We start from the raw sequence: 22,908 nt of genomic DNA on the forward strand, positions 1-22,908 counted from the left end.
CGTCCGCTCCCGCTGCCAACATTCAAGAGTCGCGGTGTCTAACGTCCTTTTGAGCAGGTTTGCGGCTTGCATGGACACAACCGCTACAACCTGCTCACTTCTTAAACCGCGCTAACTAGACAGTGCCTCTTAACATATTGTTAGTTGGTTACAACGTGGCGGAGCTATAACGATTGCTAGAATCCGTACTGTGTTCAGTCCGGTCGAAACGGAGGGTGTCTGTGAGGAGAAGCTAGCTATTGCCGAAGCCTAGGGGTCTCCCGCACAGCACCGCAACCGCACCGCACCTCGTCCTCCCCACCCGCCTGCGGTCCTCACTTCGTTGCGGTCCTCGGCCCTCGCACGGATTGGCGGGGCCACGAGAGGCCCCACCAGCGCGCGCCGGACAGAAAACCGCGCCAGCGCGCGCCGGAACAGTCAACCAGAAGTCGCACCGGAGCAGTCGTTGAGTCAAGAACGCTATCGCCACTCGACCCAGTTCCACGCACTCGCTGACCGGTAATTTAAGTACCCCCGACGTGATGTGGCGCGTAAACCGTCAGCGAGCGGCCACGCGTCCCGACCGCTCGCGCTCGACTCACCATGTCCCAGTCTCCCCTCTCCGAGTGGACCGACGACGTGCGGATTCGCATCCGCGAGTTCCAGCGGACGCTCCGGCGGACCGCCGAGGTCCTCCGCGGGTCGGCCATCGACGCCGAGGAGTACGACCCGGCCGAACACGGCGCGCTGGTGTCGTTCTCCGGCCTCGACGGCTACGAGGAGATAGACCGCTACTGGGTCAACGCCCCCTTCGCGTTCGTCGCCATCAACTACGACGACGTGGAGAACGAGTACCGGTATCACGTCGTGGAACCCGAACTGGACGACCTCGAAACCGAACTCCTCGAACGGCTCTTCTCGGACATGCGCGACTCGCTCATCCACCGCCGGGAGGCCCGCGAGGCGGGCGACGACGAGGACGACGGCGGGAGTCGAGACGCCAAAAATCCCGACAAAGACCCCGAGACCGTGCTGAAAGAGGAACTGCGGGAACTCCTCTCGATGTACGGCGTCGAGGTGGACGAGGCGAGTTTCTATCGGCTCTTTTACTACCTCTTCCGCTCGTTCCGCGGGTTCGGCAAGTTGGACCCGCTAATGGCCGACCCTCACATCGAGGACATCTCCTGTGACGGCTACGACCTGCCACTCTTCGTCTACCACGACGAGTACACCGACATCGAGACCAACGTCGTCTACGCACGGGAGGAACTCGACAACCTCGTCGTCCGCCTCGCCCAGCAGTCGGGCCGCCACGTCAGCATCGGCGACCCCGTGGTCGAGACGACCCTGCCCGACGGCTCTCGCGCGGAACTTGCACTCGGCGAGGAGGTCACCCCCCGAGGCTCCGCGTTCACCATCCGGAAGTACGCCGACGAACCGTTCACCCCCATCGACCTCGTGGACTACGGCACCTTCTCGCTCGACCAGATGGCGTACCTCTGGCTCGCCATCGAGTCGAACAAGTCGCTCATCTTCGCCGGGGGCACCGCCTCGGGGAAGACCACCTCGATGAACGCCATCTCGATGTTCATCCCGCCGCGCTCGAAGGTGCTGACAATCGAGGACACCCGCGAGTTGGCGCTCTACCACGACAACTGGCTCTCGTCGGTCACGCGAGAGCGCCGCGGCGAGGGTGCCGACATCACGATGTACGACCTGCTCCGGTCGGCCCTGCGCCACCGCCCGGAGTACATCGTGGTCGGCGAGGTCCGCGGCGAGGAGGCCATGACCCTCTTTCAGGCGATGAACACCGGCCACACCACCTACTCGACGATGCACGCCGACTCGGTCCAGACCGTCATCAACCGCCTCGAAAACGAACCCATCAACGTCCCGCGGGCGATGATTCAGAGCCTCGACATCCTCTCGGTCCAGACGCTGACCTACGTCGGCGACGAGCGCGTCCGCCGGAACCGCGTCCTCGCCGAAATCGAGGGCATCGACCAGCGGACCGGCGACTTGGACTACTCGACCACCTTCTCGTGGCAGGCCAACGAGGACACTTTCCGGCGCAACGACAGCAACGTCTTGGACGAGATTCAGGACGAGCGCGGGTGGTCCCGGGCCGAACTTCTCGAAGAACTCCGGAACCGAAAGCGCGTCCTCCAGTACCTCCGCGAGCGCGGCGTCTCCGACTATCGGCGGTTCACCGCGATGATAAACGAGTACTACTCGCACCCGGACCGCGTGCTGGACACCCTGGACCTCGACAGCGAGGTCTCGACCGGGTTCGACTGATGACGGGGTGGTTGTAATGCTCAGTTTTTTGCCGCTCGTGCTGGTGGTCGCCCTCCTCGCACCTGTCGCGGCGGCTCCCGTCTCCAAGCAGGCCAACCTACTCGTCACCCGAACCGCGCTGACCGCGTTCGGCGGGTGGATAGAAGACCACGGCAGGCGACGCCGCCAGCGCCGAGAACTCTTGCAGGCGGTCCACGCCGAGGAGACCTACCGGATGTTCGCGGCCAAGACCCTGCTGTACGCCGGGCTGGCCGCGGTCGCCGGGAGCGTCCTCGGGGTCTACCTCGTCGCGGGCGTGCTGGCGATTCTCCGGATTTCGCCAGCGGCGATGCAAGCCACCCTGCCCTCGCAACTCCACTTTCTGGCAAGCCTGCTGGTGTTTCCGGACCTCTCGGCGGGCCAGTTGTTCGCGCTCCTGTTGACCAGTAGCGCGACCCTCGGCGTGGCCTCGGGCGGTCTGACCTACTGGATTCGGTGGGAGAACCTGTCGTACCGGGCCAACGCCAGAGAGCGCAAGATAGACGAGAGCATCGCCCGGACCGTCGCGTTCATCTACGCCCTCTCGCGGTCGGGAATGGCCTTCCCCGAAATCATGCGGACCCTCGCCCGCAATCGGGAGGTCTACGGCGAGGCCGCCGAGGAGATTGCGGTCGTCGTCAAGGCGATGGACTACGCGGGCCTCGACATGCTGTCGGCCATCGAGCGACTCGCCGACCGGACCCCCAGCGAGAAGTTCGGCGAGTTCGCCGACAACCTCGCCAGCGTCCTCCAGAGCGGCCAGAGCATCTCGGCGTATCTCGAAAACCAGTACGAGCGCTACCAGGAGGACGCCGAGGCCCAGCAGGAGGCCTTCCTCGAACTGCTCGCCACCCTCGCGGAGGGGTACGTCTCGGTGTTCGTGGTCGCACCCCTGCTTTTCATCACCATTCTGGTCATCATGGGCCTGATGGCGCTGGGCGACACCCTGCCGCTCCTCCGGGCGATGACCTACCTCGCCATCCCGCTGGCGAACGTCGGGTTCGTGGTCTACCTCGACAGCATCACCGAGTCGCTCCGGGCGGCCCGCGAGGACCGCGAGGTGGACCTCTCGGCGATAGCGCTGGCTGGCGTCCGGCGAACCGACGACCCCGCGGCCGAGCGCACCGGCGTCCAGCGCCCGGACGAGATTCCGGTTCGGTCGGACGCGGCTCGCCCGGACGGGGGCGGTTCCGCGGGCGCTCACGCCCGCGGAACCGCGAGCGCGGGGTCGGGCGAGAGCGCGAGCGCAGGCGCGGTCAACTTCGAGCGGCTGGACGCCTTCGAGAACGTCCGGTGGCTCCGCGAGGCGATCGCCGACCCGATGCGGACGCTCCGCGAGAACCCCGTCGTGGTGCTGTACGCCACAGTGCCGCTCGGTCTCCTTTCGATTCTGTTCCGGTCGTGGCCCCACCTCGCCGCCGGGACGCTCTCGCTCCGGGTCGTGGACGACTTCGTAGTGCAGGCCGCGCTGGTCGTCGTCGGCACCTTCGCGGTCGTCCAGGAACTCCACCGCAGGCGCATCGCCGCAATCGAGGCCGGGGTGCCGGACTTTCTGGACCGCCTCGCCAGCGTGAACGAGGCCGGGATGTCGGTGGTCGAGAGTCTGGGCAGAGTCACCGACAGCGACCTCGGGGCGCTCGATACCGAGGTCGAGAAGCTCTGGGCCGACATCCAGTGGGGTGTGGACGCCGAGACCGCGCTCTACCGGTTCGAGGACCGCCTCGACACGCCGACAATCACCCGGACGGTCACGCTCATCGCCAACGCAATGGCCGCCAGCGGCGACATCGCGCGGGTCCTCCGCATCGCTGCCGACGACGCTCAGGACACCCGGCGACTCAAGCAGAAGCGCCGCCAAGAGATGCTGACCTACCTCCTCATCATCTACCTCTCCTTTTTCGTCTTCCTCGTCATCGTCGGCGCGCTCAACAGCATCCTCATCCCGAACCTGCCGACCGGCGCGAGCGCCCCCTCGGGGAGTCCTGTCGGCGGCGGCCCGATTTCGGGCATTTCGAGCGTCAACGTCGAGGGCTACACCCTGCTCTTCTTCCACGCCTCGCTCGTGCAGGCGCTGTTCTCGGGCTTGCTGGCGGGGCAGATGGGCGAGGGGAGCGTCAAGAACGGCGCGAAGCACGCGACGGTGCTGCTGACCATCGCCTACGGCGTGTTTCTGTTCCTGCCATAGTCGGGCCTTAGAATTGTATAAATTGCTTTAGAAAGTTAGAAGAGTTGTTTAGAGAAGATATTTAATTCTTTAAGGCGTATTTTGATTTCCGACACGGCGGTCGGCGCGCGCTGGCGCGACCTCGTGTCGCGCCATCGGCGTGCGAGGGCCGAGTAGCGCAGGAGCGTAGCGACGAGCAACGCAGGCGGTTGGGGAGGTGTGAGGTCCGCGGTCGCGGTGGCGGGGCGGTGCGGTAGACTCCTCGGCTTCGGCGATAGCTAGCTCCCTACACCAAACAGCTCTATTCCGTGCTGGCCGGGAAATCAACTTTCCAACGAATCACGAACTCCCACGCCGATCCAGAAGGCCGACGCATCTACCATCGGAGTCGTTTTCACGCCCCGTACCCCACCCAGACGCATGGACGGGGCGGACGAAGCCGAGAAAAACGACGACGCGAGCGACGAAGCCACACCCCCAGAGCGAAGCGACGTTCAGGCGACCTACGACTACATCGCCGACCACTTCGCCAAGACCCGCGAGTACGCGTGGCCCGAGGTCGAGGAGTTCGTTGCGGACCACTCCAACGCCGAAACCGTCCCGGTCGCGCTCGACCTCGGCTGTGGCAACGGTCGCCACGCCGAACTGCTGGCAGACCACGCCGACCGGGTGGTCGCGGCGGACGTGAGTCGGGGTCTCCTCGACACCGCCCGCGAGCGGGCCGCCGAGCGAGGCTTCGACCTAGACCTCGTGCAGGCCGACGCCGCCCGCCTCCCGCTTTGGGACGCGACGGTGGACCTCGCGGTCTACGTCGCCACGCTCCACCACCTGCCGACCCGCGAGGCCCGCGTCGAGAGCCTGAACGAACTCGCCCGCCTCCTCACGACCGAGGGCCGAGCGCTGGTCAGCGCGTGGAGTACCGCCCACGACCGATTCGACAGCGAGGCGCGGAGCGCCTCGGAAAATCGAGCGGGCGAAGCCCGCGACGGCGAGGAGGGATTCGATACGGAGGTCGATTGGACGCTCCCCGGCGGCGAGCGCGTCGAGCGGTTCTACCACATCTACTCGCCCGCGGAGTTCGAGGCCGACGTGGCCGAGAGCGACCTCGAACTGGTCGAGTTCGAGATTTCGAGCGGGAACTGCTACGGGACCGTTCGCGGGACGAAACAGTAAGGCCCTTAATGCCGGACGGCAAAGGAGGAAATGTAGCTGCGCGCCGGTGGTGAGCAAATCCGTAGGATTTGCGAGCCTCGGCGCATAAGCGAACGAAGTGAGCGCAATGCGCCGGTGGTCTAGTGGTATGACTATGGCCTTCCAAGCCATCGACCCGGGTTCAAGTCCCGGCCGGCGCACTTTTTCGGCGAACTACCCGGCGAGCAGCTCGTCTGCTCGCCACTCGTGAGCCGTAAAATCGACTTCGAGGGACTTGCGCCCTGCCAGTCGCATGCTCGCGGAACCGAGCGAAGCGAGGTGAGCAAGAACGTCTGGCTCTGGTTCAAGTTCCGAAAGACGCTTCGCGTCTTTCGGCGCTCGCGGACCATCGGTCCGCTCGCTCCCGGCCGGCGCACTTTTTCGGCGAACTACTCGGCGAGCGGCTCGTCTGCTCTACTGCCGCGAGCGAATCGCTTAATTCCGAGCGCTATCTACGTCGGATATGGTCCTCCTCCAGATGTTCGGCGGTAACCCGTTCGGCGAGTTGATTCTGGGATTCCTCGTGTCCTTCCTCGTCGTCGCGTTCGGTTCCTACGTCGGCGTCCTCATGGCGCTCCAGTCGTTCTTCGAGGAGTCGTCGTGGCGAGAGGTCGTCGAGAACCAGAGTGACTGAAGGCGGTGGGACGACCCCGAACCGTGGCGGGAGACGACTCCTCGCCCGCCACAACCCTTACTCCCCGCACTACCGTGCTTCCCCTGTCCACCATGTCCGACAATCCCGAGAAACAGACGAGCGACGAAGTGGACCAGAAACAACTCGACCTCGCCCGGCAGGCGGGCGACGCCTACCGAGAGGCCCTCGACTACATGGCGAACGAGGTCGCCCACACCGGCGGTAAGCGGGAAGTCGGCGATTACGTGGTCGGCTTCGCCCAAGAAGAGGCCGAGGGGATGTATCTCCTGCAAGGCGAAGGCCGGTTCGAGTGGGTCGAACCCGACGACGAGAACTGCCACCTCGAAGTCGCGGTTTGCGACGCCGCGGACGGCCGGTTCGTGCCCGAATGCACCGTCATCGCCACGCTGACCCGCGAGGACGGCAAACAGGTCGGCCCGACGCGGCTCCCCCTCCTCTGGCACCCCGGTCTCTACCACTACGGGAAGAACCTCGAAGTCCCCGCCGACGGCACTTACACCATCGACGTTCGGGTCGAGCCGCCGACGTTCGAGCGTCACGACGAGCAGAACGGCGACCGGTACGGCGAGTCAGTCGCGGTCACGTTCGAGGACGTGGACGTCGAGACCGGGCAGGACTAACTCGGACGACATATCCGACCGACATATCGGCTATCCGACTCGGGCCGTACCCTTTTTCCGCTCTAGCGCCCTATTTATAGACGTACCTACTGCTCGGTCAAAAAGTGACACCGTGGTTCGGTTGCGACGACCGCTCCACCTCCGAATACCGCCACACGAGCGATGAACGTGAACGTGATTCAGGACCTACGCAACGATGGCTGACTCGGTTCGCGTCCTCTACGTCGCGGACAGCGACGTGACCGGCGAGCGACTCGAATCGCTGTTCGAGGAGGACCGCCCGGCAGTCGAACTCTCGTTCGTCACGAGCGTCGGGCAGGCGCTGGCGACACTCGACAGCGAGGACATCGACTACGTCGTCCTCGATTCGGCCGTCGCGGACCGCGCGAGCGGCGACGCCGAGAGCCTCTTCCGGCGCGAACAGTCCGGCGTCCGCGTCGACGTCGTTCCGGGCGTCCCGACCGCAGAGGCGGCGGACGGCCACTCGGCGGGCGACCAAGCGACGGACGGCCAAGCGACGGCCGACCAAGCGACGGCCGATCGACTGCGCCGGGCCGAGACCGACCAGATTCGCGCGCTGGCCGAGCGAGTCGAGGACGCGGTCGCGTCCGAAACCGCCGAAGGCGTCGTGGCGGGCGAACACTTCCGGGCGCTCGCCGAGGAGCTATCCGACGCCATCCTCGTCATCGACACCGACAGCACCGTCCAGTTCGCCAACTCGGCGGTAAACGACATCTTCGGCTACTCGCCCGAGGAGCTCGTCGGCGAGTCCCTGACGAAACTCATGCCCGAGGCGTTCGCCGAGCGCCACCGCGAGGGGATTCGGCGCTACCTCGGCGAAGGCGAGCGCCACGTCGATTGGAACTACCTCGAACTCCCCGGCCAGCGCCGCGACGGGACCGAAATCCCGCTGGGCGTCTCGTTCAGCGAGTTCGCCTCGGGCGACGAAGTGCGGTTCACCGGCATCGTCCGGGACATCTCCGACCGCAAGCGCCGCGAGTCGGAACTCCACCACCGGGTTCGCCAGCAGGAGGCGCTCTCTCTGTTCTCTCAGCACGCGCTCGAAAACAGGAGCGTCCCCGACCTGATGGATGAAGCGACCGAGCTCGTCGCCGAGGCGTTAGACCACGAGTACGCCGGGGCGCTGGAGTATCGCCCCGACGAGGGCGACCTGCTGGCCCGGACGGGAGTCGGGTGGGACGACGAGATTTGGGACTCGGCGACCATCGGCACCGACCGCGACTCGCAGGCGGGCTACACCCTCCTGACCGAGGAGCCGGTCGTGGTCGAGGACTTCGAGACCGAAGACCGGTTCGCCGACGACGAACTCCTCCGGTCCATCGGCGCGAAAAGCGGCGTCAGCGTCGTCATCGGGTCGCCGGACGACCCGTGGGGCGTCCTCGGCGTCCACGACACCGAGCGCCGGAGCTACGCGGACCACGACGTGCAGTTCGTCCAGAGCATCGCGCGCATCCTGACGACCGTGATTCAGCGCAGCGAGCGCGACCGCCGCCTCGAACGCTACGAGGCCATGCTCAACGCGGTGGACGACGGGGTGTACGCCCTCGACGACGACTCGCGGTTCGTCGCGGTCAACGACGCCTACGCCGAGTTGACGGGCTACGACCGCGAACAGTTGGTCGGCGAGCACGCCGCCGACATCCTCGGCGCGGAACTCTACGACGAGTTAGACTGGGTGCCGGAGGCGCTCGAAAACGGCGAGGAGGTCGTGACGCTGGAGGCGACCATGCCCACCCGCGGCGGCGACTCGGTCCCGGTCGAAGTCCGGGTCGCCCCCCTCCCGCTGGACGACGGGGTGGGTCGAGTCGGCGTGGTCCGCGACGTCTCCGACCGCAAGCGCCGCGAGGAGAAACTCACCTCGCTCAACGAGCTGTTCGAGTCGCTGTCGGAGGCCGAGACCTCGGCGGAAATCTGCGAGTTGGGGGTCGACGCCGCCGTCGAGACGCTCGGCTTCCCGAACGCCGCGGTCGCGCTCTACGACGACGAGGCGGGCGCGCTCGTCCCGACCGTCCGGCAGTGGTCGGGCGACGACATCGACGACGCGCTCCTCGGGCAGGGTGCCGACGACGTGGCGTGGCAGACGTTCGTGGAGGGCGAGTCGAAGACGTTCGCGGACCTCGCGGCCCTCGACGCCGACGCCGAGATGGGGAGCGCGCTCTCGATTCCGCTCGGCAAGTTCGGCGTCTTCCTCGCTGGTGCGCCCGAGACCGACTGGTTCGACCGGACCGACGTGTCGCTGTCGGACATGCTCTGTTCGAACGTCCGGTCGGCGCTCGACCGGGCCGAGCGCGAGGAGACGCTTCGGGAGCAGCGCAACGACCTGAAGGAGAAAAATCGGGAACTGGAGCGGGTCAACCGCATCAACCGGGTGATTCGGGAGATTACGAAGGCGCTGACACAGGCCTCCTCCCAAGAGGACGTGATGCAGGCGGTCTGCGACCGACTGACCGAGACCGGCCCCTACCGGTTCGCGTGGTTCGGCAAGCACGACCGAGCGTCCGGCGAGGTCCGACCGCAAGCGAGGGCTGGCGTCGAAGAGGGGTACCTCGACGAGGTGATGGTGACCGCCGACGAGGACGCGGCGCGCGGCGAGGGTCCGGCCGGACGCGCGGTCCGGACCCAGCAGTTGCAGGTCCAGAACGACCTGCTCGGGGATCCGCCGTTCGACCCGTGGCGCGAGAAGGCGCTCAAGCGCGGCTATCGGTCGTGCGTCGCGGTGCCGGTCGTCTACGGCGGGGCGCTCAGGGGCGTGTTGATTCTGTACGCCAGCGAGACCGACATCTTCAACGAGATGGAACAGGCGGTGCTGTCGGAACTCGGCGAGACCATCGGCTACGCGCTGAACGCGCTCGAACAGAAGCAGGCGCTGGTGAGCGAGCGGTCGATAGAACTCGATTTCCGGGTCCGCGGGGCCGACAGTCCCCTGTTGGCGTTCGTGACCCAGACCGGCGCGAAGTTCGAGTTCGAGAACGCGGTCGAGCGCGAGGACGGCCGACTCCACGCCTTCTTCACCATTCGTGAGTCGCCGCCCGACGAGACCATCGAGTTCGCCGAGAGCATCTCGTGGATAGAAGACGTGCGGCTCGTCACCGAGCGCGACGACGAGTACCTCTACGAGTCGACGCTCGCCCACGATTCCTTCCTCGGGTCGCTGGTGGACCGCGGCGCGATGCCCCAGTCGATTACCGCCACCAAGGAGGAGACTCGATTCGTGATTCGGGTCCCCCAGAGCGCCGACGTGCGGGCGTTCGTGGACCGCTTCGAGGACTACTACGACGACGTGGAACTGGTCGCGCGCCGAGAGCGCGACGAACCCGTGATGACCCGCCAAGAGTTCGAGTCCGAACTCACAAATCGGCTCACCGACCGCCAGCGGGAGGTCCTCCGGACGGCCTACCTCAGCGGCTTCTTCGAGTGGCCCCGCGAGAGCACCGCCGAGGAAATCGCGGAGGTCCTCGGCGTGTCCCAACCGACCGTGAGCCGTCACCTCCGGGCGGCAGAGCGCGCGCTGTTCGGCCTGCTGTTCGAGGACGATTGATTTCCGATTCTCGCGCGCTCACTCGTCGGATTTAGATGTATAAATCGCCGGTCGGCGGTCCGGCTATACATCTATCGTGAATTCCTATCCCTACGTCCCACTATAGAATGGAATAGAGAATGAGTACGACTACGACGGGGAAAACGTTCGAGGAGCAGTCGACGAGTCAGCGCGTAATTTCTGCGGTCGCCGAGGAGACGGGAAAGGAGCCGACGGAGGTGGGGCCGCTCTACCACGTTATCGACCCGGACGCGCTCGACCGACTGTTTTCCGCGACCCGCGGGAGCGGGCGCAACCAGGGCTACGTGGAGTTCACCTTCGCGGGGTGCGACGTGGTCGTCCACGGCGACGGCGAGATAGAGGTAACCCAGCGCGACCTGACGGTCGGCGTCGCCGACGACGCAGACGCGGAGGCCCGCCCCGTCGGCACCGACGAAACGCCGTAACCCGGTCAACGTGTGATTCGCTCCCATGCATATGCACCAACGCCCGAACTCCCACCGTCACGAACCATCGGGACACTCGAACGACGGCCGGAGCAGTGATGCCGTGAATCCCCAGTGTACCCACTGTGACGAGCGCATCGACCCCGAGGAGTGGCACCCGGTCGCCACGCGCCGCGACGAGGAGGGGACCGCGGAAATCTACGACTTCTGTTGCGAGGACTGCCGGTCGGCGTGGCTCGACGGCAACGGCGACGACTGACGACGGAGTTGGTTCGTGGCGGGTGGGGGGCAGGAGATTGTTTCTTTCCCCCTTGTTTTTATTTCTCTAAGCAGCTTTTGTACGCCTTTACTCGATAGGTGGGTTCGGTGGTCGAGATTCGTTCGGGGTCGTTCACAACCTGTTGCTTTTGCCACTCCTCGATTTTTGCTACGCTGGTCGCCTGCTGGTCTTCTGATGGTCCTGTTGTTCTGGTGGTCCTGCTACTCCTGATGGTCCTGTTGTTCTGGTGGTCCTGCTACTCCTGATGGTCCTGTTCTTCGAGTAGTCCTGCTACGAAACGAGGAGAGTCGAGCGAGGCTAGCTATTGCCGAAGCCGAGGAGTCTCCCGCACAGCACCGCAACCGCACCGCGACCGCGGGCCACACCCTCCCCAACCGATTGCGTTGCTCGGCCTGCGGCCTGCGCTACTCATCCCTCGCACGCCGATAGCGCGCTCACGAGAGAGCGCGCCAGCGCGCGCCGGACTGCTGAAGGACGAAATAGCACTCGAAAAGACGGTCGAAATCCCCGAACGCACCCGCCGAATCCGACTCAGAGTTCCGACTCCTCGACCCGGTAGATGACGACGCCATCCTCGCGGAAGGCCTCCTCGATGCCCGGATACTGGCCGAACTGGAGTTCCTCCTCGCCGTAGCGGTCGCGGGCGCGCGGGCCGACGTAGATGTACTCCACGTCGTAGCGGTCCAGCAGCTCGGCCCGGTCGCCCCACGACCCGGTGAAGATGCGGTCGGCTTCGCTCGCGCGGGCCTCGGCCGTGTCGTGGCCCCGATAGATGCCCTCGTGGTAGACCCAGCCGATGACCGCCGGGAGGCCCGTCAGCGACGAGGAGGGACTGGTCCACGTGTAGACCTTCTGCCCCGGCGCGGCGGCGATGTGGGGTTGGCCCTCCCGGTCGTCCAGCCACGCGATAGCGGCGGCCTCGGAGGGGTGGTCGTCCTCGACGAACGCCTTGCCGTCGAGGGTGGGGTCGTCGATGCGGTTGAACTCGCTGGTGAAGTGACCGCCGAGCGCCATCCCGCCGTAGAGCGAGGTCGAGACGACAAGCAGGGCCGCGAGTCCGCTCATCGCGCCCGCGCGGTCGATGTTCACCACCGGGAGTCGCCAGTCGGCGGGACCGGTCCGGGAGACCAGCACGCCCAGCGCAGCCCCCGCGGCGGTCGCCCAGAGAATCCACACCTGCATGTAGACCTTGAAGACGGTGTTGAATCGCCCGCCAGCGGCGCTGTCGCGCACGTAGACGAACTCGACCAGCGTGACGAGTCCGGCCCCCGCGACCAGCAGGACCGTCTCGTAGCCGACGCTCGACGCCGCCGAGTCGGCGTCGAGGCGGTACTGCGCGCCCTCGGTCCGGAGGAGCGCCCACCCGACCGCCAGCAGGGGGACGACCAGCGCCAGCACGGGATAGCTCGCCATCCACGCGAGCGCGACCAGCACACCCGCGAGGACGGCGAACCGACCCAAATCGACCTCGAAGGCCTCGCGCGCTCGGGGCCAGAGGTACGCTCCGAACACCGCGAGGAAGGTGCCGTGGACCAACAGCAGGCCGACCGCGCTCGACGGGTCGGGGAAGAAGGCGATGCTCCGGTTGCCCGCCGACTCGAGCAAAATGCCGAAGACGAACGGCGCGACCCACGCGATTGCCAGCGCGGCGACCGCGCCCGTCGCGGCGAACGCCCCCGCGATTCGCCTGACCTCCGAGCCGACCAGCGACTCGACCGACGAGGAGGTCCGTTCGGGGGTGGCCTCCTCGCCGCCGTCGGCGACGGGTTCGACCGTCTCCGACCCCGAGACGCCGGGGAACAGCGACAGGGGTCCGGCGGGCGCGAACAGAATCGCCAGCCAGACCACGCCCAGACCGGTCGGGAAACTCCAGACGTTGACCGACCCGAGGAAACCGACCATCGGCGGCAGGACGCCGAACGCGAGCGCCTGACGCCGCCGAATCGCGCCCGGCCGTGTCCGGTAGTAGGAGAACCCGAGCGCGGCGACCAACAGCATGAACGGCGTGCTGACCATGTGGGCGTGGAGGTCGCCGTTGAGGAACGAGAATAGCGGGAACTCGTTGATGGTGCCCGGAATCACTCGGCTCGGCCCCCAGTAGCCGAACGAATCCAGTCCCTTCGTGACGAGTTCGCCCGAGGTCGAGTCCGAAATCGGCTTCGCCACCCAGTTCGCCACGCCTTGGGCCATCTCGTCGGGCAGGAGCCAGACGAGGCCCGTGACCGCGGTCACGAGGTTGGCCGCGAAGCCGACGAAGAAGGCCCCGAACACCCCTGCGGCCCTGCGGGAGCCCCCGCGAGCGTCGGCCACCGCGCCAGCGAGACCGTAGGCTCCGGTCACCAGCGCGGCGTAGAACCCCGAGAGCGCGAGGTTGTACGCGAACTGGGCCTCGGTCCCCGTGAGCTGTGCCAGCAACGCCGACGCGAGGTGACCGCCGTAGTAGTAGAGGATGTGTTCGCCCGCCCACCACATGTCCTGTGGCGGCAGGGCGTCAGCCCGCAGTAGCGACTTCAGGATGCCGAAGTCGAGGAACTTCTCGCCCCCGCCGGGGTGGACAGAGGGGTCCACCGACCGGATGGCGACGAGGAGTCCGAACGCGATTGCGAATATGATTATTGTCTCCGCGTACGCGCGTGGCCGGACTGCCGACCCGAGGGACCCCGCCCCGTCCGGCCGGAGCGACCGGTCGCTCCACGCGACTACCAGTGACAGGCCCGCGAGAACCCCGACGCCGAGGAAGGCGGTCCACCGTCCGAACCCGAGGTGGCCCACCCAGTAGCCGACCAGCGTCACGACTACCAGCGCGACCGGGAGGGCGAAGGCCGCGCCCCGGTCCGGAAACCGGGGGAATAGCCGGGCAGCGAGCGGCAGCGCGGCGAACGCGAGCGCCTGAAACACGACGAACCACAGCAGGACGAGCGCGTACTCCATCGATTTGTAGCGTGCGACCGAGCGATAAACCTCTTGGGGTTCAGCGCAACTACAGGCCGTTTTCGGCGGGTACGACCGCGCCTCCTGTCGGACACGCCGGTTCGGTGGTTCGGTAATCAGACAATACCGAGAGAAATTCCCATACGGCGACGGAATCATAACCCTTATTCGTTCGACGGCATTACGAGATAGTAGCGGGATGGGATAGCCAGGAGATTCCGGCGGGCTCATAACCCGCAGACCGGTGGTTCAAATCCACCTCCCGCTACTTTTCGAGGAAACAACGTGAACGAGGAGCGTAGCGACGAGTGAACCGTTTCCTCGAAAGTACGATGGATTTGAACCCTGCAAGTCGCACGCCTGCGACGCGACTGGAGAGAGCGAGCAGGACCGTCTTGCTCCGGTTCAAATCCACCTCCCGCTATACTTTTGCGGAACTCACGTCCGACGAGGCGTTTTATCGCCGAGTCACGACCGAGTTCCGCGAATCTGCTTCGGAGTGGATTTGAATCAGGGAAGGGAGTATAGCGGACTGACTGTGGTTCAAATCCACCTCCCGCTACGTCTTCCAAGCTCGAACCGACGAGTCGAGAGAGTAGCGACCCGGATTTGAGGTAATCGCTGTCAGATTCCAATTAGGGGTTAGATAGCTTTCATTTCTGGCGAGTCAATACGGATTAATTTAAAATACTACGTGAGATAGCCGAGGCGGATGACGCCGAACTGTCTAATCGCTCACACGGGCGATTCCGGATGAAAATTTACAACTAATTCCGTTCGGACCGCTCGCAGTTTTTGCCGCGGGCCAGCGCGCGCCCGAGTCGGAACCCGGATTTATTGAGTTCCGCGAGGTAGTGGACACCGCGAGGTGTGACACACGATGACATCAGTCTTGTTCGTGGTTAGCGAAGAAGGGTACTGGGGAGAAGAGTGCGTAGACCCGCTGGAAACGCTTTCAGACACGGATGCGAGCGTGGACGTGGCGACGCCGAGCGGGAACAAACCCGTCGTGGACGACCGGTCCATCGACCCCGAGAACGTGGGCGAGGAGACCGCCGAGCGCGTCACGGAGGTCCACGCGAACGACCAGCGGTTACAGAACCCGAAACCGCTCGCGGCGGCCAGTTCCGCCATGTACGACGCGGTGGTGTTCCCCGGCGGTCACGGCACCGAGTGGGACGTGAATCAGGACAGACACGCCCGCACGTTGCTCCGCGAGATGGTCGAGAGCGACGGCGACCAGAAGGCGCTGGCCATCTGCCACGCGGTCGGTCTGCTCGCGTTCACCCGCGACAGCGACGGCGACTTTCTCGTAGAAGGCCGCGACGTGACCGGGTTCCCCAACGAGTGGGAGCAGAACATCGTGGACGACAACGACCTGATGCCCGACGGCCGCAAACTCCCCTACTGGGTCGAAGACGAGGTGAAAGCCGCAGGGGCGAACTGGGACGCCGAGTTGGACGCCGACACCAGCGTCAGGACGCACGGCGACCTGATTACCGCTCGCGGTCCAGATTCGTCTCACGCGGGCGTGATGGCGCTCGTCGAGGCGCTCGGCGTCACGCCGCCCGCTTAATCCCGAAAGCACACTTTTATACGTCGCGTCTTCTCACCGATAGGTGAGAGACGATGGCGTTAGACACTCGCGGAGTTCTCGCAATCATCGCCGGGCTACTGATGACCGTCGCGCTTGTCGCCGCCCGGACCGAGGAGCGCCTCCTCGGCACGTGGATAATGACGCTCGCGTTCGCGGTCGCCTCGCTGTGGTCGATTATGAGCATCTTCTGGGCGCAGTCGAACCCGAGCGCGCTCGCGCCGGAACTCTGGATAACGATGGCCTCGATGGCCGCGGCGGCGACGATATATTTCGGTCACATGGGTCTCAACGGTCACGGCTTAGGCGAATAATACGTCCTCTCAACCGTCCCTTACTGAGCTAATCGCAGCACAGAGCGCACCTGAAACGGTCTTACTGGCGAGTATTTATCGCAACGTTACCCTGAGAGCATCACACAACCAGTAGATTTAAATGCATGATTGCATACCACAATGGTATGCCACACCGGCGCAACCGATCGGATGGTACGAACGATAGCCGACGAAAGTTCCTGAAAGCGAGTGGTGCTGGTGCCGTTGCCCTCTCTCTTGCTGGCTGTAGCGGTGGCGGCGACCAGGATACGACCGAGACGACCGAGACGACCGAGACGACCGACGGGTCGGACACGGTCACGGGCGATGCTAGCGACATTCCCAAGGGTGGGACGTTGCGGTACGGGATGTCCTCGAAACCCGACTCCTCGAACGTCCTCGTGTCCAGTTCGGTCTACGGCGGCGTCCCGCTGTACCGCGTCTACGAGTTCGGTGTCGCGCTCGACCCCGTCTCGAACGAGGTCAAACCGTGGGTCTTCACCGACTGGACCATCGAGAAGGACTCCGACGAGCCGAGCATCTACTTCGACATGCGGGACGGCCTGAAGTGGAACGACGGCGAGGACTTCACCAAGGAGGACGTGCTGTTCACCTTCCAGTACTGCATGGACCAGGTCCCCGGCCAGTTCGCCAGCATCATCGAGCCGATGGAGGAGATCAAAGAGTCCTCGAAGAGCGACTGGGACTTCGAGCTGAAACTCAACAAGCCCATCGGGTACTGGGAGAACGACACCCTCGGCGGTCTCCCGCTCCTGCCCAAGCACAAGTGGGAGGGCAAGGACTACAAGAAGTACGACCCGATGGAGGAGAACCCGGACAACGGTCCGGTCGGTCTCGGTCCGGGCCGACTCACGAAGTTCAATCCGGACACCTCGATGCAACTCGTCCTCGACAACGAGCATTACTACGACACCCTCAGCCAACTCGACTGGCGGAAGGAACACGACCAGCTCCTCGCTGGCGGTCCCTTCCTCGACAAGGTCAACTTCAAAATCTACGGTAGCCAAACCGCGATGACCCAAGCCTTCCTACAGGGTGAAATCGACACCCACTACGGTAGCATGAAGGCCTCGAAGATGCCGGAGGTCAAGGAGAAGCAGGGGATGGGCCTCGTCAACGGTATCGACAGCGGGTTCTCGTATCTCGGCTTCAACGGTCGCCGGAAGCCCCTCGACGACGTCGCGTTCAAGCAGGCGATGGGCTTCATGTTCGACGAGTACTTCTGGATTCAGCGACTCCTCGAGAACAACGCCATCAAGGGCGACTTCGCCCAGACGCCGGGGTATCCCGCGCCGCGTCCGGACTACCAGTTCGCCGGCGAGGACGAGATGTCGTCCCACCCGGCCACCAACGCCTTCGACTTCCGCGCGAAGGAGGCCGCGGTTCCGGACGTGGAGGCCGTCCGCAAGTTCCTCACCGAGGGCCAGATTATCGACGGCTCCGAGGGCACCTACGCCGGCAAGGAGTACCCCGGCAGTCTCTCGGGCATCAAGGCCAGCCAGACCGAACCCAAGCACGAGTACACCTTCGGCGAGGTCAAGTCCTCGGCACTCAAGGACTTCGACAAGGCCGACAAGGAAATCCGCGTGGACGGCAAGACCATCCCTGAGGTGATGGACGGCGACGCGATCACCGTCTTCATCGACCCGCCGAAGAAGACGCCGAAGGAGGCCAAGGCAATCAAGCGGTGGACGGAAAACCTCAAGCGCCTCGGCATCCCGGTCAAAACTCAGACGGTGTCGTTCAACACGATGGTGGCGAAGGTCTACCAGCAGGAGGACTTCGACATCTACCCGATGGGTTGGGGCGGCACCGGTCCGTTCGGCTCCTCGGCCTACGCCTTCTTCCACTCGGACAACGCCGACGACCTCTCGGAGAAGGACCACGGCGCCGACAAGAAGAACACCTCGACGACGCTGTACAACGGCGTCGGCTACGGTCTGGCCGGCGGCAGTGCCGACGAGCTTCTGTCGAACGCTCGAACCGAGCTCGACCCCAAGAAGCGTAACAAACTCAGCGCGAAGGCCCTAGAGCGCATCTACCTCGACATGCCGTACTACGTCATGGACTACGACAAGATGCGCTGGCCGGTCAACACCGCGAAGTTCGACGGCTTCATCGAGGGCCTCGTGGACCCGCCGTACGCGAGCTTCGGCACCGCACTCAACAACATCCACCTGAAGGAATAGCGACCTAACTCCTTCCCTCTCGCGCGTCGTTTTCGTACGTCGAACGCGAGTACTTCCGAGTAGGCGCATCGTGTGGGGGATTCGTGGCGTGGTAAATCATCACATTCATAACGAACCTCCACCATGAACAGCACGTATTTGCCAGAGTCGCAATGGCAGCAACTAATCACACCGCAACCGAAGCAAAACTATGACACGAATTAGCGCACGATACTTGGGCAAGCGGTTGGTCGTGTCTTACCTGACCCTGCTTGTCATCATGTCGCTGCTGTTCGTCCTCATCCGGAGCATGCCGGGTTCGTTCATCGGCTCGATGATCACCCCGGAGCTCGGCCAAGAGGACATCAGAAGGCTGAGAGAGACATGGGGCCTCAACGAACCGATTTGGAGACAGTACATCGACTTCATGATCAACTACCAGACCGGCCAGTTCGGCCGGTCCCCGACGTACAAAGAGCCCGTGTGGGACATCATCATCCGCCGACTCCCGCGGACTCTCGTGCTGTTCGGCGGGGCGTTCATCGTCCAGTTCATCGTCGGGCCGCTCGTGGGCATGTACCTCGGCTGGTGGCGCGGAACCCGGAAGGACAAGAGCATCTTCACGTCCAGTCTGGCCGTGTACTCGATGCCCGCCTTCTGGATTTCGTGGTTGTTCATCTGGCTGTTCAACTACGAACTCGAGTGGCTGCCGAGTACCTACATGTTTACCAAGTTCGCGGGGTTCGAGTGGACCACGGTGAACATCATCACCGACGTACTCCGTCACATCGCCCTGCCGCTGTTTAGTATCGCGTTCGTCTCGTGGGTCGGCGCCATGCTGGTCATGCGCCCGGCGATGAACAACGTCACCAGCGAAGACTACGTGTTCCTCGCGCAGGCGAAGGGACTGAGCGAGCGGACCGTGATGATAAAGCACGCCGCGCGCAACGCGCTCATCCCGGTGGCGACGCAGGCCATCGTCGGACTGGCCTTCCTGCTCGACGGGAGTGTCATCATCGAGAACGTCTTCAGTTGGCCGGGCTTGGGACAGGTCATCGTTACCTCGGTGCTGAGTCGGGACTACCCCGTCTCCCAAGCGGCGTTCTTCATGCTCGCCGTCCTCATCATCGTCATGCGACTCCTCACCGACATCGCGTACACGTATCTCGACCCGCGGATCAAGTTCGGGGGTGAATCGTAATGTCTACGGAAACTGAAAGTAGCTCACAGTTCGACTCGTTCAAAGAACGCTGGCGGCCACGAATCGAACGGTTCCGCCGCGGTTGGGACCGATTCACCGAGGAGAAGATGGGCGTCCTCGGCATCATCATCATGGTCGTGTTCATCCTCTGGGCGCTGTTCCCCGACTTCTTCGCGCCCCACTCGATGGAGTGGCGCGCGTACCTCGGGACCGAACCCGGACGGCTGACCGCCGAGCAGGCGGATTCGCTGCCGCACCCGCCCGCGTTCGGCGACCCGTTCTGGGCACCCCTCGGGACGAACTACCTCGGACAGGGCATCCTGACGCTCATCGTCCACGCCGCCGACGACGCGCTCTACATCGGCTTCGCGGCCGGTCTGCTGTCGAGTCTCGTCGGCGTCCCGCTGGGACTCATCAGCGGTTTCTACGGAAACACGTGGATCGACGAGACCATCCAGCGCGTCGTCGACGTGATGTACGGTCTGCCCTTCCTGCCCTTCCTCATCGTCCTCGTGGCGATTCGGGGCATCACGACCACGAACATCATCCTCGGCATCGCCGTCACCTCGTGGCTCAACAACTGCATCGTCATCCGCGGGGAGACCCTCTCGCTGAAGGAGCGCTCGTACGTCGAGTCCGCGAAGGTCGCGGGCGCGAGCGACACCCGAATCGTGTTCCGGCACATCATGCCCAACGTCCTGCCGCTGGCGTTCGTCTTCCTCGCGCAGGACGCGGCGGCGGCCATCATCGCGCAGGCGTCGCTGGCGTACCTCGGTCTGGCGGACTTCACCGCCAACTCGTGGGGCCTGATGCTCCAGAACATCAAGTCGAACGGGTACGTCTTCGACGCGTGGTGGTGGCTCATCCCGCCGGGCGTCTGTATCATGCTGCTGGCGGCCGCGTTCTACTTCATCGGCTTCTCGATGGAGGACGTGACCAACCCGCAGGAGGACAACTAACATGTCACTACTCGAAGTAAACGACCTCTCGGTGCGGTACGACGCTGGCGACTCGAAGGTTCACGCCGTCGACGGCGTGAGCTTCAGCGTCGAACACGGCGAAACGTTCGGACTGGTGGGCGAATCCGGCTGTGGCAAGACCACGCTCGGCAAGTCGCTCATCCACCTGCTCGACGCCAACGGCTACGTCGAGAGCGGCGAAGTCTGGTTCAACGGGACGCTTCCCCGATGGCAAGACGAGAACGGGACTCCCCGACGCGAAGTCATCGAGGACGACCAGTATCCCGTCCGCGAAGACGGGATGACCGACCTCACGGAACTCGACGACGAGGACATCCGCGACATCCGCTGGCGCAACATCGCGCTGATTCCCCAGAGCGCGATGAACGCCTTGAACCCCGTCTACAAGGTCGGCGACCAGATTATCGAGGCCATCCTCCGACACGAACCGAACACGACGAAGCAGGAGGCCGACGCACGGGCGCGTGACCTCCTCGAACGAGTCGGCATCGAACCCGAGCGGGCGGACGACTACGCCCACGAGTACTCGGGCGGGATGAAACAGCGCGCGGTCATCGCAATGGCGATGGCGTGCAATCCCGACATGCTCATCGCCGACGAGCCGACGACCGCGCTCGACGTGATTATCCAGGACCGCATCCTCGAAGAGATCGAGGAGCTACAGGAGGAGTTCAACGTCTCCATCCTCGTGGTCAGCCACGACATCAGCGTCATGGCCGAGATTTGCGACAAACTCGGCGTGATGTACGGCGGCAAGATGATGGAGAGCGGCCCGAAGGAGGAGGTCCTCGAGGACGCCGCCAACCCCTACACCCTCGGGCTGAAGAACTCCTTCCCGACGGTCAAACAGGAACAGGAGCAGTTGGTCTCGATTCCGGGGTCGCCGCCGACCCTGCTGGACCCGAACGCTGGCTGTCGGTTCGCCGACCGCTGTCCGTTCGTGGTCGACGAGTGTCACACCGAGCATCCGCCGATGTACGACGTGCAAGCCGCCGAGTCCGGTACCCGGACCGAGGCCACCGACCGCCACGAGCATCGCTCGGCGTGTTACCGCGTGAACGAACTCGAAATGATGCGCGAAGAAGCTGGTAAGGAGGAAACATGGACCGAAACGCAGACCCACTAGTCGAAGTCGAGAACCTCTCGAAGTGGTTCGACATGTCTCAGGGGGTCATGGACCGCCTGATGGGTCGAGAGCCGACCCCGGTGAAAGCCGTCAACGACGTGTCGTTCACCATCAACGAGGGAGACATCATGGGCATCGCGGGCGAGTCGGGCTGTGGCAAGACCACGCTCGGCAAACTGCTGGTGCAGCTTCACGAGCCGACGAAAGGCTCGATTCACTTCGACGGCCAGGACATCACCGACATGTCCGGAAGCGAGGAGCAGGAGTTCCGAAAGCGGGTCCAGATGATCTTCCAGGACCCCTTCGAGAGCCTGAACCCGCGGATGACGGTGTTCCAGTCGGTCGTGGAACCGCTCCGAATCAACGACATGTACGGCGGGTACAGCGAGCGCCGCGACCGGGTCATCGAGGTCCTCAACGAGGTCGGCCTGTCGCCCGCGGAAGCCTACCTCAACGAGTTCCCGAAGGAACTCTCCGGCGGGGAGCTCCAGCGCGTCGCCATCGCGCGGGCGCTGGTGGTCAACCCCGACTTCATCGTCTGTGACGAACCCGTCTCGATGCTCGACGTGTCCATCCGGGCGGGCGTGCTGAACCTGATGAAGGAGCTACAGGACGAGTACGGCCTGACCTACGTGTTCATCAGTCACGACCTCTCGCTCATCCGGTACATGTGCGACCGGACCGCCATCATGTATCTGGGCGACATCATCGAGCAGGGGCCGACCGACGACGTGGTCATGGACCCCAAACACCCCTACACGGAGGCGCTGTTCGACGCGGTGCCGGAGGTCGCGCCCGACGCCGAGCGCCACCGCGCGAACGTCACCGGAGAGGTTCCCAACCCGCGGAACCCGCCCTCCGGCTGTCGGTTCCACCCCCGGTGTTCGAAGATTATCCCGCCGGAGGACTGGACCGGGAGCCAACCGGCCTTCCGCCGGGCCTTCCAGTTCAAGCGCAAGGTCCTCACCGGGCAACTCGGCCCGGAAGACGTCCAGGCGAGTCCCGGGACCGCGGGCGACCGGTCGGTCGAGGAGTTGCTCGAACACGGTCTGACGCTCGAAATTCCGGAGGAATACCGTCCCGACGTTGCGACCGGTGCGGACGTGGACCTCCGGCAACTCGACCTCCCGAGCGGGGCCGAATCGACCCTGCGTGAGGCCGCCGAGCGAGTCGTCAACGACGACGTGGACGGCGCGCGCGAGGTACTCGACGGCGAGTTCTCGACCGTCTGCGCGCAGGACCACCCCGAACTCCGCACGGCGGGCGACCAGATTACCGCCTGCCACCTCTACGAGGGCGAAGCACGGAAGACTCGCAAGGCACCCAGCGCCGACGACTGACGGCCCTGCGGCTCTCGCTTTTT

The 22,908-nt window shown here is 64.6% G+C and carries 16 protein-coding genes and 2 tRNA genes; 17 read left to right on the plus strand and 1 reads right to left on the minus strand.

Annotation, left to right across the window (positions count from 1 at the left end; genetic code table 11):
* Positions 1–582: 582 nt before the first annotated feature.
* The 9 genes from EPL01_RS19310 to EPL01_RS19345 all read left to right on the plus strand — a co-directional run bounded on the left by EPL01_RS19310 (position 583) and on the right by EPL01_RS19345 (position 11,189).
* Complete coding sequence (locus EPL01_RS19310; protein WP_135826924.1) at positions 583–2,277, plus strand: type II/IV secretion system ATPase subunit; 1,695 nt, start codon at positions 583–585, stop codon at positions 2,275–2,277.
* A gap of 16 nt (positions 2,278–2,293) precedes the next feature.
* The gene (locus EPL01_RS22260) at positions 2,294–4,480 is read left to right on the plus strand and encodes a type II secretion system F family protein (protein ID WP_135826925.1); all 2,187 of its coding nucleotides are present in this window, start codon (positions 2,294–2,296) and stop codon (positions 4,478–4,480) included.
* A gap of 399 nt (positions 4,481–4,879) precedes the next feature.
* Entirely contained in the window at positions 4,880–5,632 is a 753-nt protein-coding gene (locus tag EPL01_RS19320) for a class I SAM-dependent methyltransferase (RefSeq protein WP_135826926.1), read from the plus strand.
* Positions 5,633–5,740: 108 nt separating this feature from the next.
* Positions 5,741–5,811, plus strand: a tRNA-Gly gene (locus EPL01_RS19325).
* Between the two features lie 302 nt (positions 5,812–6,113).
* On the plus strand, positions 6,114–6,284 hold the full coding sequence (locus EPL01_RS21875) for a hypothetical protein (RefSeq protein WP_168215959.1): 171 nt from the start codon (positions 6,114–6,116) through the stop codon (positions 6,282–6,284).
* A 92-nt stretch (positions 6,285–6,376) separates the two neighbouring features.
* On the plus strand, positions 6,377–6,925 hold the full coding sequence (locus tag EPL01_RS19330; protein WP_135826927.1) for an iron transporter: 549 nt from the start codon (positions 6,377–6,379) through the stop codon (positions 6,923–6,925).
* Positions 6,926–7,121: 196 nt separating this feature from the next.
* Positions 7,122–10,484, plus strand: a complete 3,363-nt coding sequence (locus EPL01_RS19335; RefSeq protein ID WP_135826928.1) for a PAS domain S-box protein — start codon at positions 7,122–7,124, stop codon at positions 10,482–10,484.
* Between the two features lie 119 nt (positions 10,485–10,603).
* A complete protein-coding gene (locus EPL01_RS19340) occupies positions 10,604–10,930 on the plus strand; it encodes a DdfA family disk-determining factor (RefSeq protein ID WP_168215960.1) in 327 nt (108 codons plus the stop codon).
* Between the two features lie 103 nt (positions 10,931–11,033).
* Positions 11,034–11,189: a DUF7576 family protein gene (locus tag EPL01_RS19345; RefSeq protein ID WP_210424198.1), complete on the plus strand. Its 156-nt coding sequence runs from the start codon at positions 11,034–11,036 to the stop codon at positions 11,187–11,189.
* 552 nt (positions 11,190–11,741) lie between these two features.
* On the opposite strand, the gene EPL01_RS19350 is transcribed toward EPL01_RS19345, so the two are convergent.
* Complete coding sequence (locus EPL01_RS19350) at positions 11,742–14,141, minus strand: DUF2298 domain-containing protein (protein WP_135826930.1); 2,400 nt, start codon at positions 14,139–14,141, stop codon at positions 11,742–11,744.
* A 193-nt stretch (positions 14,142–14,334) separates the two neighbouring features.
* Here EPL01_RS19350 and EPL01_RS19355 point away from each other — a divergent pair.
* The 8 genes from EPL01_RS19355 (at position 14,335) to EPL01_RS19390 (ending at position 22,885) form a co-directional block, all read left to right on the plus strand.
* A tRNA-Met gene (locus tag EPL01_RS19355) sits at positions 14,335–14,409 on the plus strand.
* Positions 14,410–15,021: 612 nt separating this feature from the next.
* On the plus strand, positions 15,022–15,717 hold the full coding sequence (locus tag EPL01_RS19360) for a type 1 glutamine amidotransferase domain-containing protein (RefSeq protein WP_135826931.1): 696 nt from the start codon (positions 15,022–15,024) through the stop codon (positions 15,715–15,717).
* Between the two features lie 53 nt (positions 15,718–15,770).
* A complete protein-coding gene (locus EPL01_RS19365) occupies positions 15,771–16,049 on the plus strand; it encodes a hypothetical protein (protein WP_135826932.1) in 279 nt (92 codons plus the stop codon).
* 146 nt (positions 16,050–16,195) lie between these two features.
* Positions 16,196–18,259 (plus strand): ABC transporter substrate-binding protein, encoded by a 2,064-nt coding sequence (locus EPL01_RS19370; protein ID WP_246045765.1) that lies wholly within the window; start codon positions 16,196–16,198, stop codon positions 18,257–18,259.
* Positions 18,260–18,449: 190 nt separating this feature from the next.
* Complete coding sequence (locus EPL01_RS19375) at positions 18,450–19,439, plus strand: ABC transporter permease (RefSeq protein WP_246045767.1); 990 nt, start codon at positions 18,450–18,452, stop codon at positions 19,437–19,439.
* Complete coding sequence (locus tag EPL01_RS19380) at positions 19,439–20,398, plus strand: ABC transporter permease (protein WP_135826934.1); 960 nt, start codon at positions 19,439–19,441, stop codon at positions 20,396–20,398. Before EPL01_RS19375 ends, EPL01_RS19380 begins: the two co-directional genes overlap by 1 nt.
* A gap of 1 nt (position 20,399) precedes the next feature.
* Positions 20,400–21,545 (plus strand): ABC transporter ATP-binding protein, encoded by a 1,146-nt coding sequence (locus EPL01_RS19385; protein ID WP_135826935.1) that lies wholly within the window; start codon positions 20,400–20,402, stop codon positions 21,543–21,545.
* The gene (locus EPL01_RS19390) at positions 21,521–22,885 is read left to right on the plus strand and encodes an ABC transporter ATP-binding protein (protein WP_135826936.1); all 1,365 of its coding nucleotides are present in this window, start codon (positions 21,521–21,523) and stop codon (positions 22,883–22,885) included. Before EPL01_RS19385 ends, EPL01_RS19390 begins: the two co-directional genes overlap by 25 nt.
* Positions 22,886–22,908: the final 23 nt, after the last annotated feature.

Origin of the sequence: Halorussus ruber (assembly GCF_004765785.1) — an archaeon.
Taxonomy (GTDB): Archaea; Halobacteriota; Halobacteria; order Halobacteriales; family Haladaptataceae; genus Halorussus; species Halorussus ruber.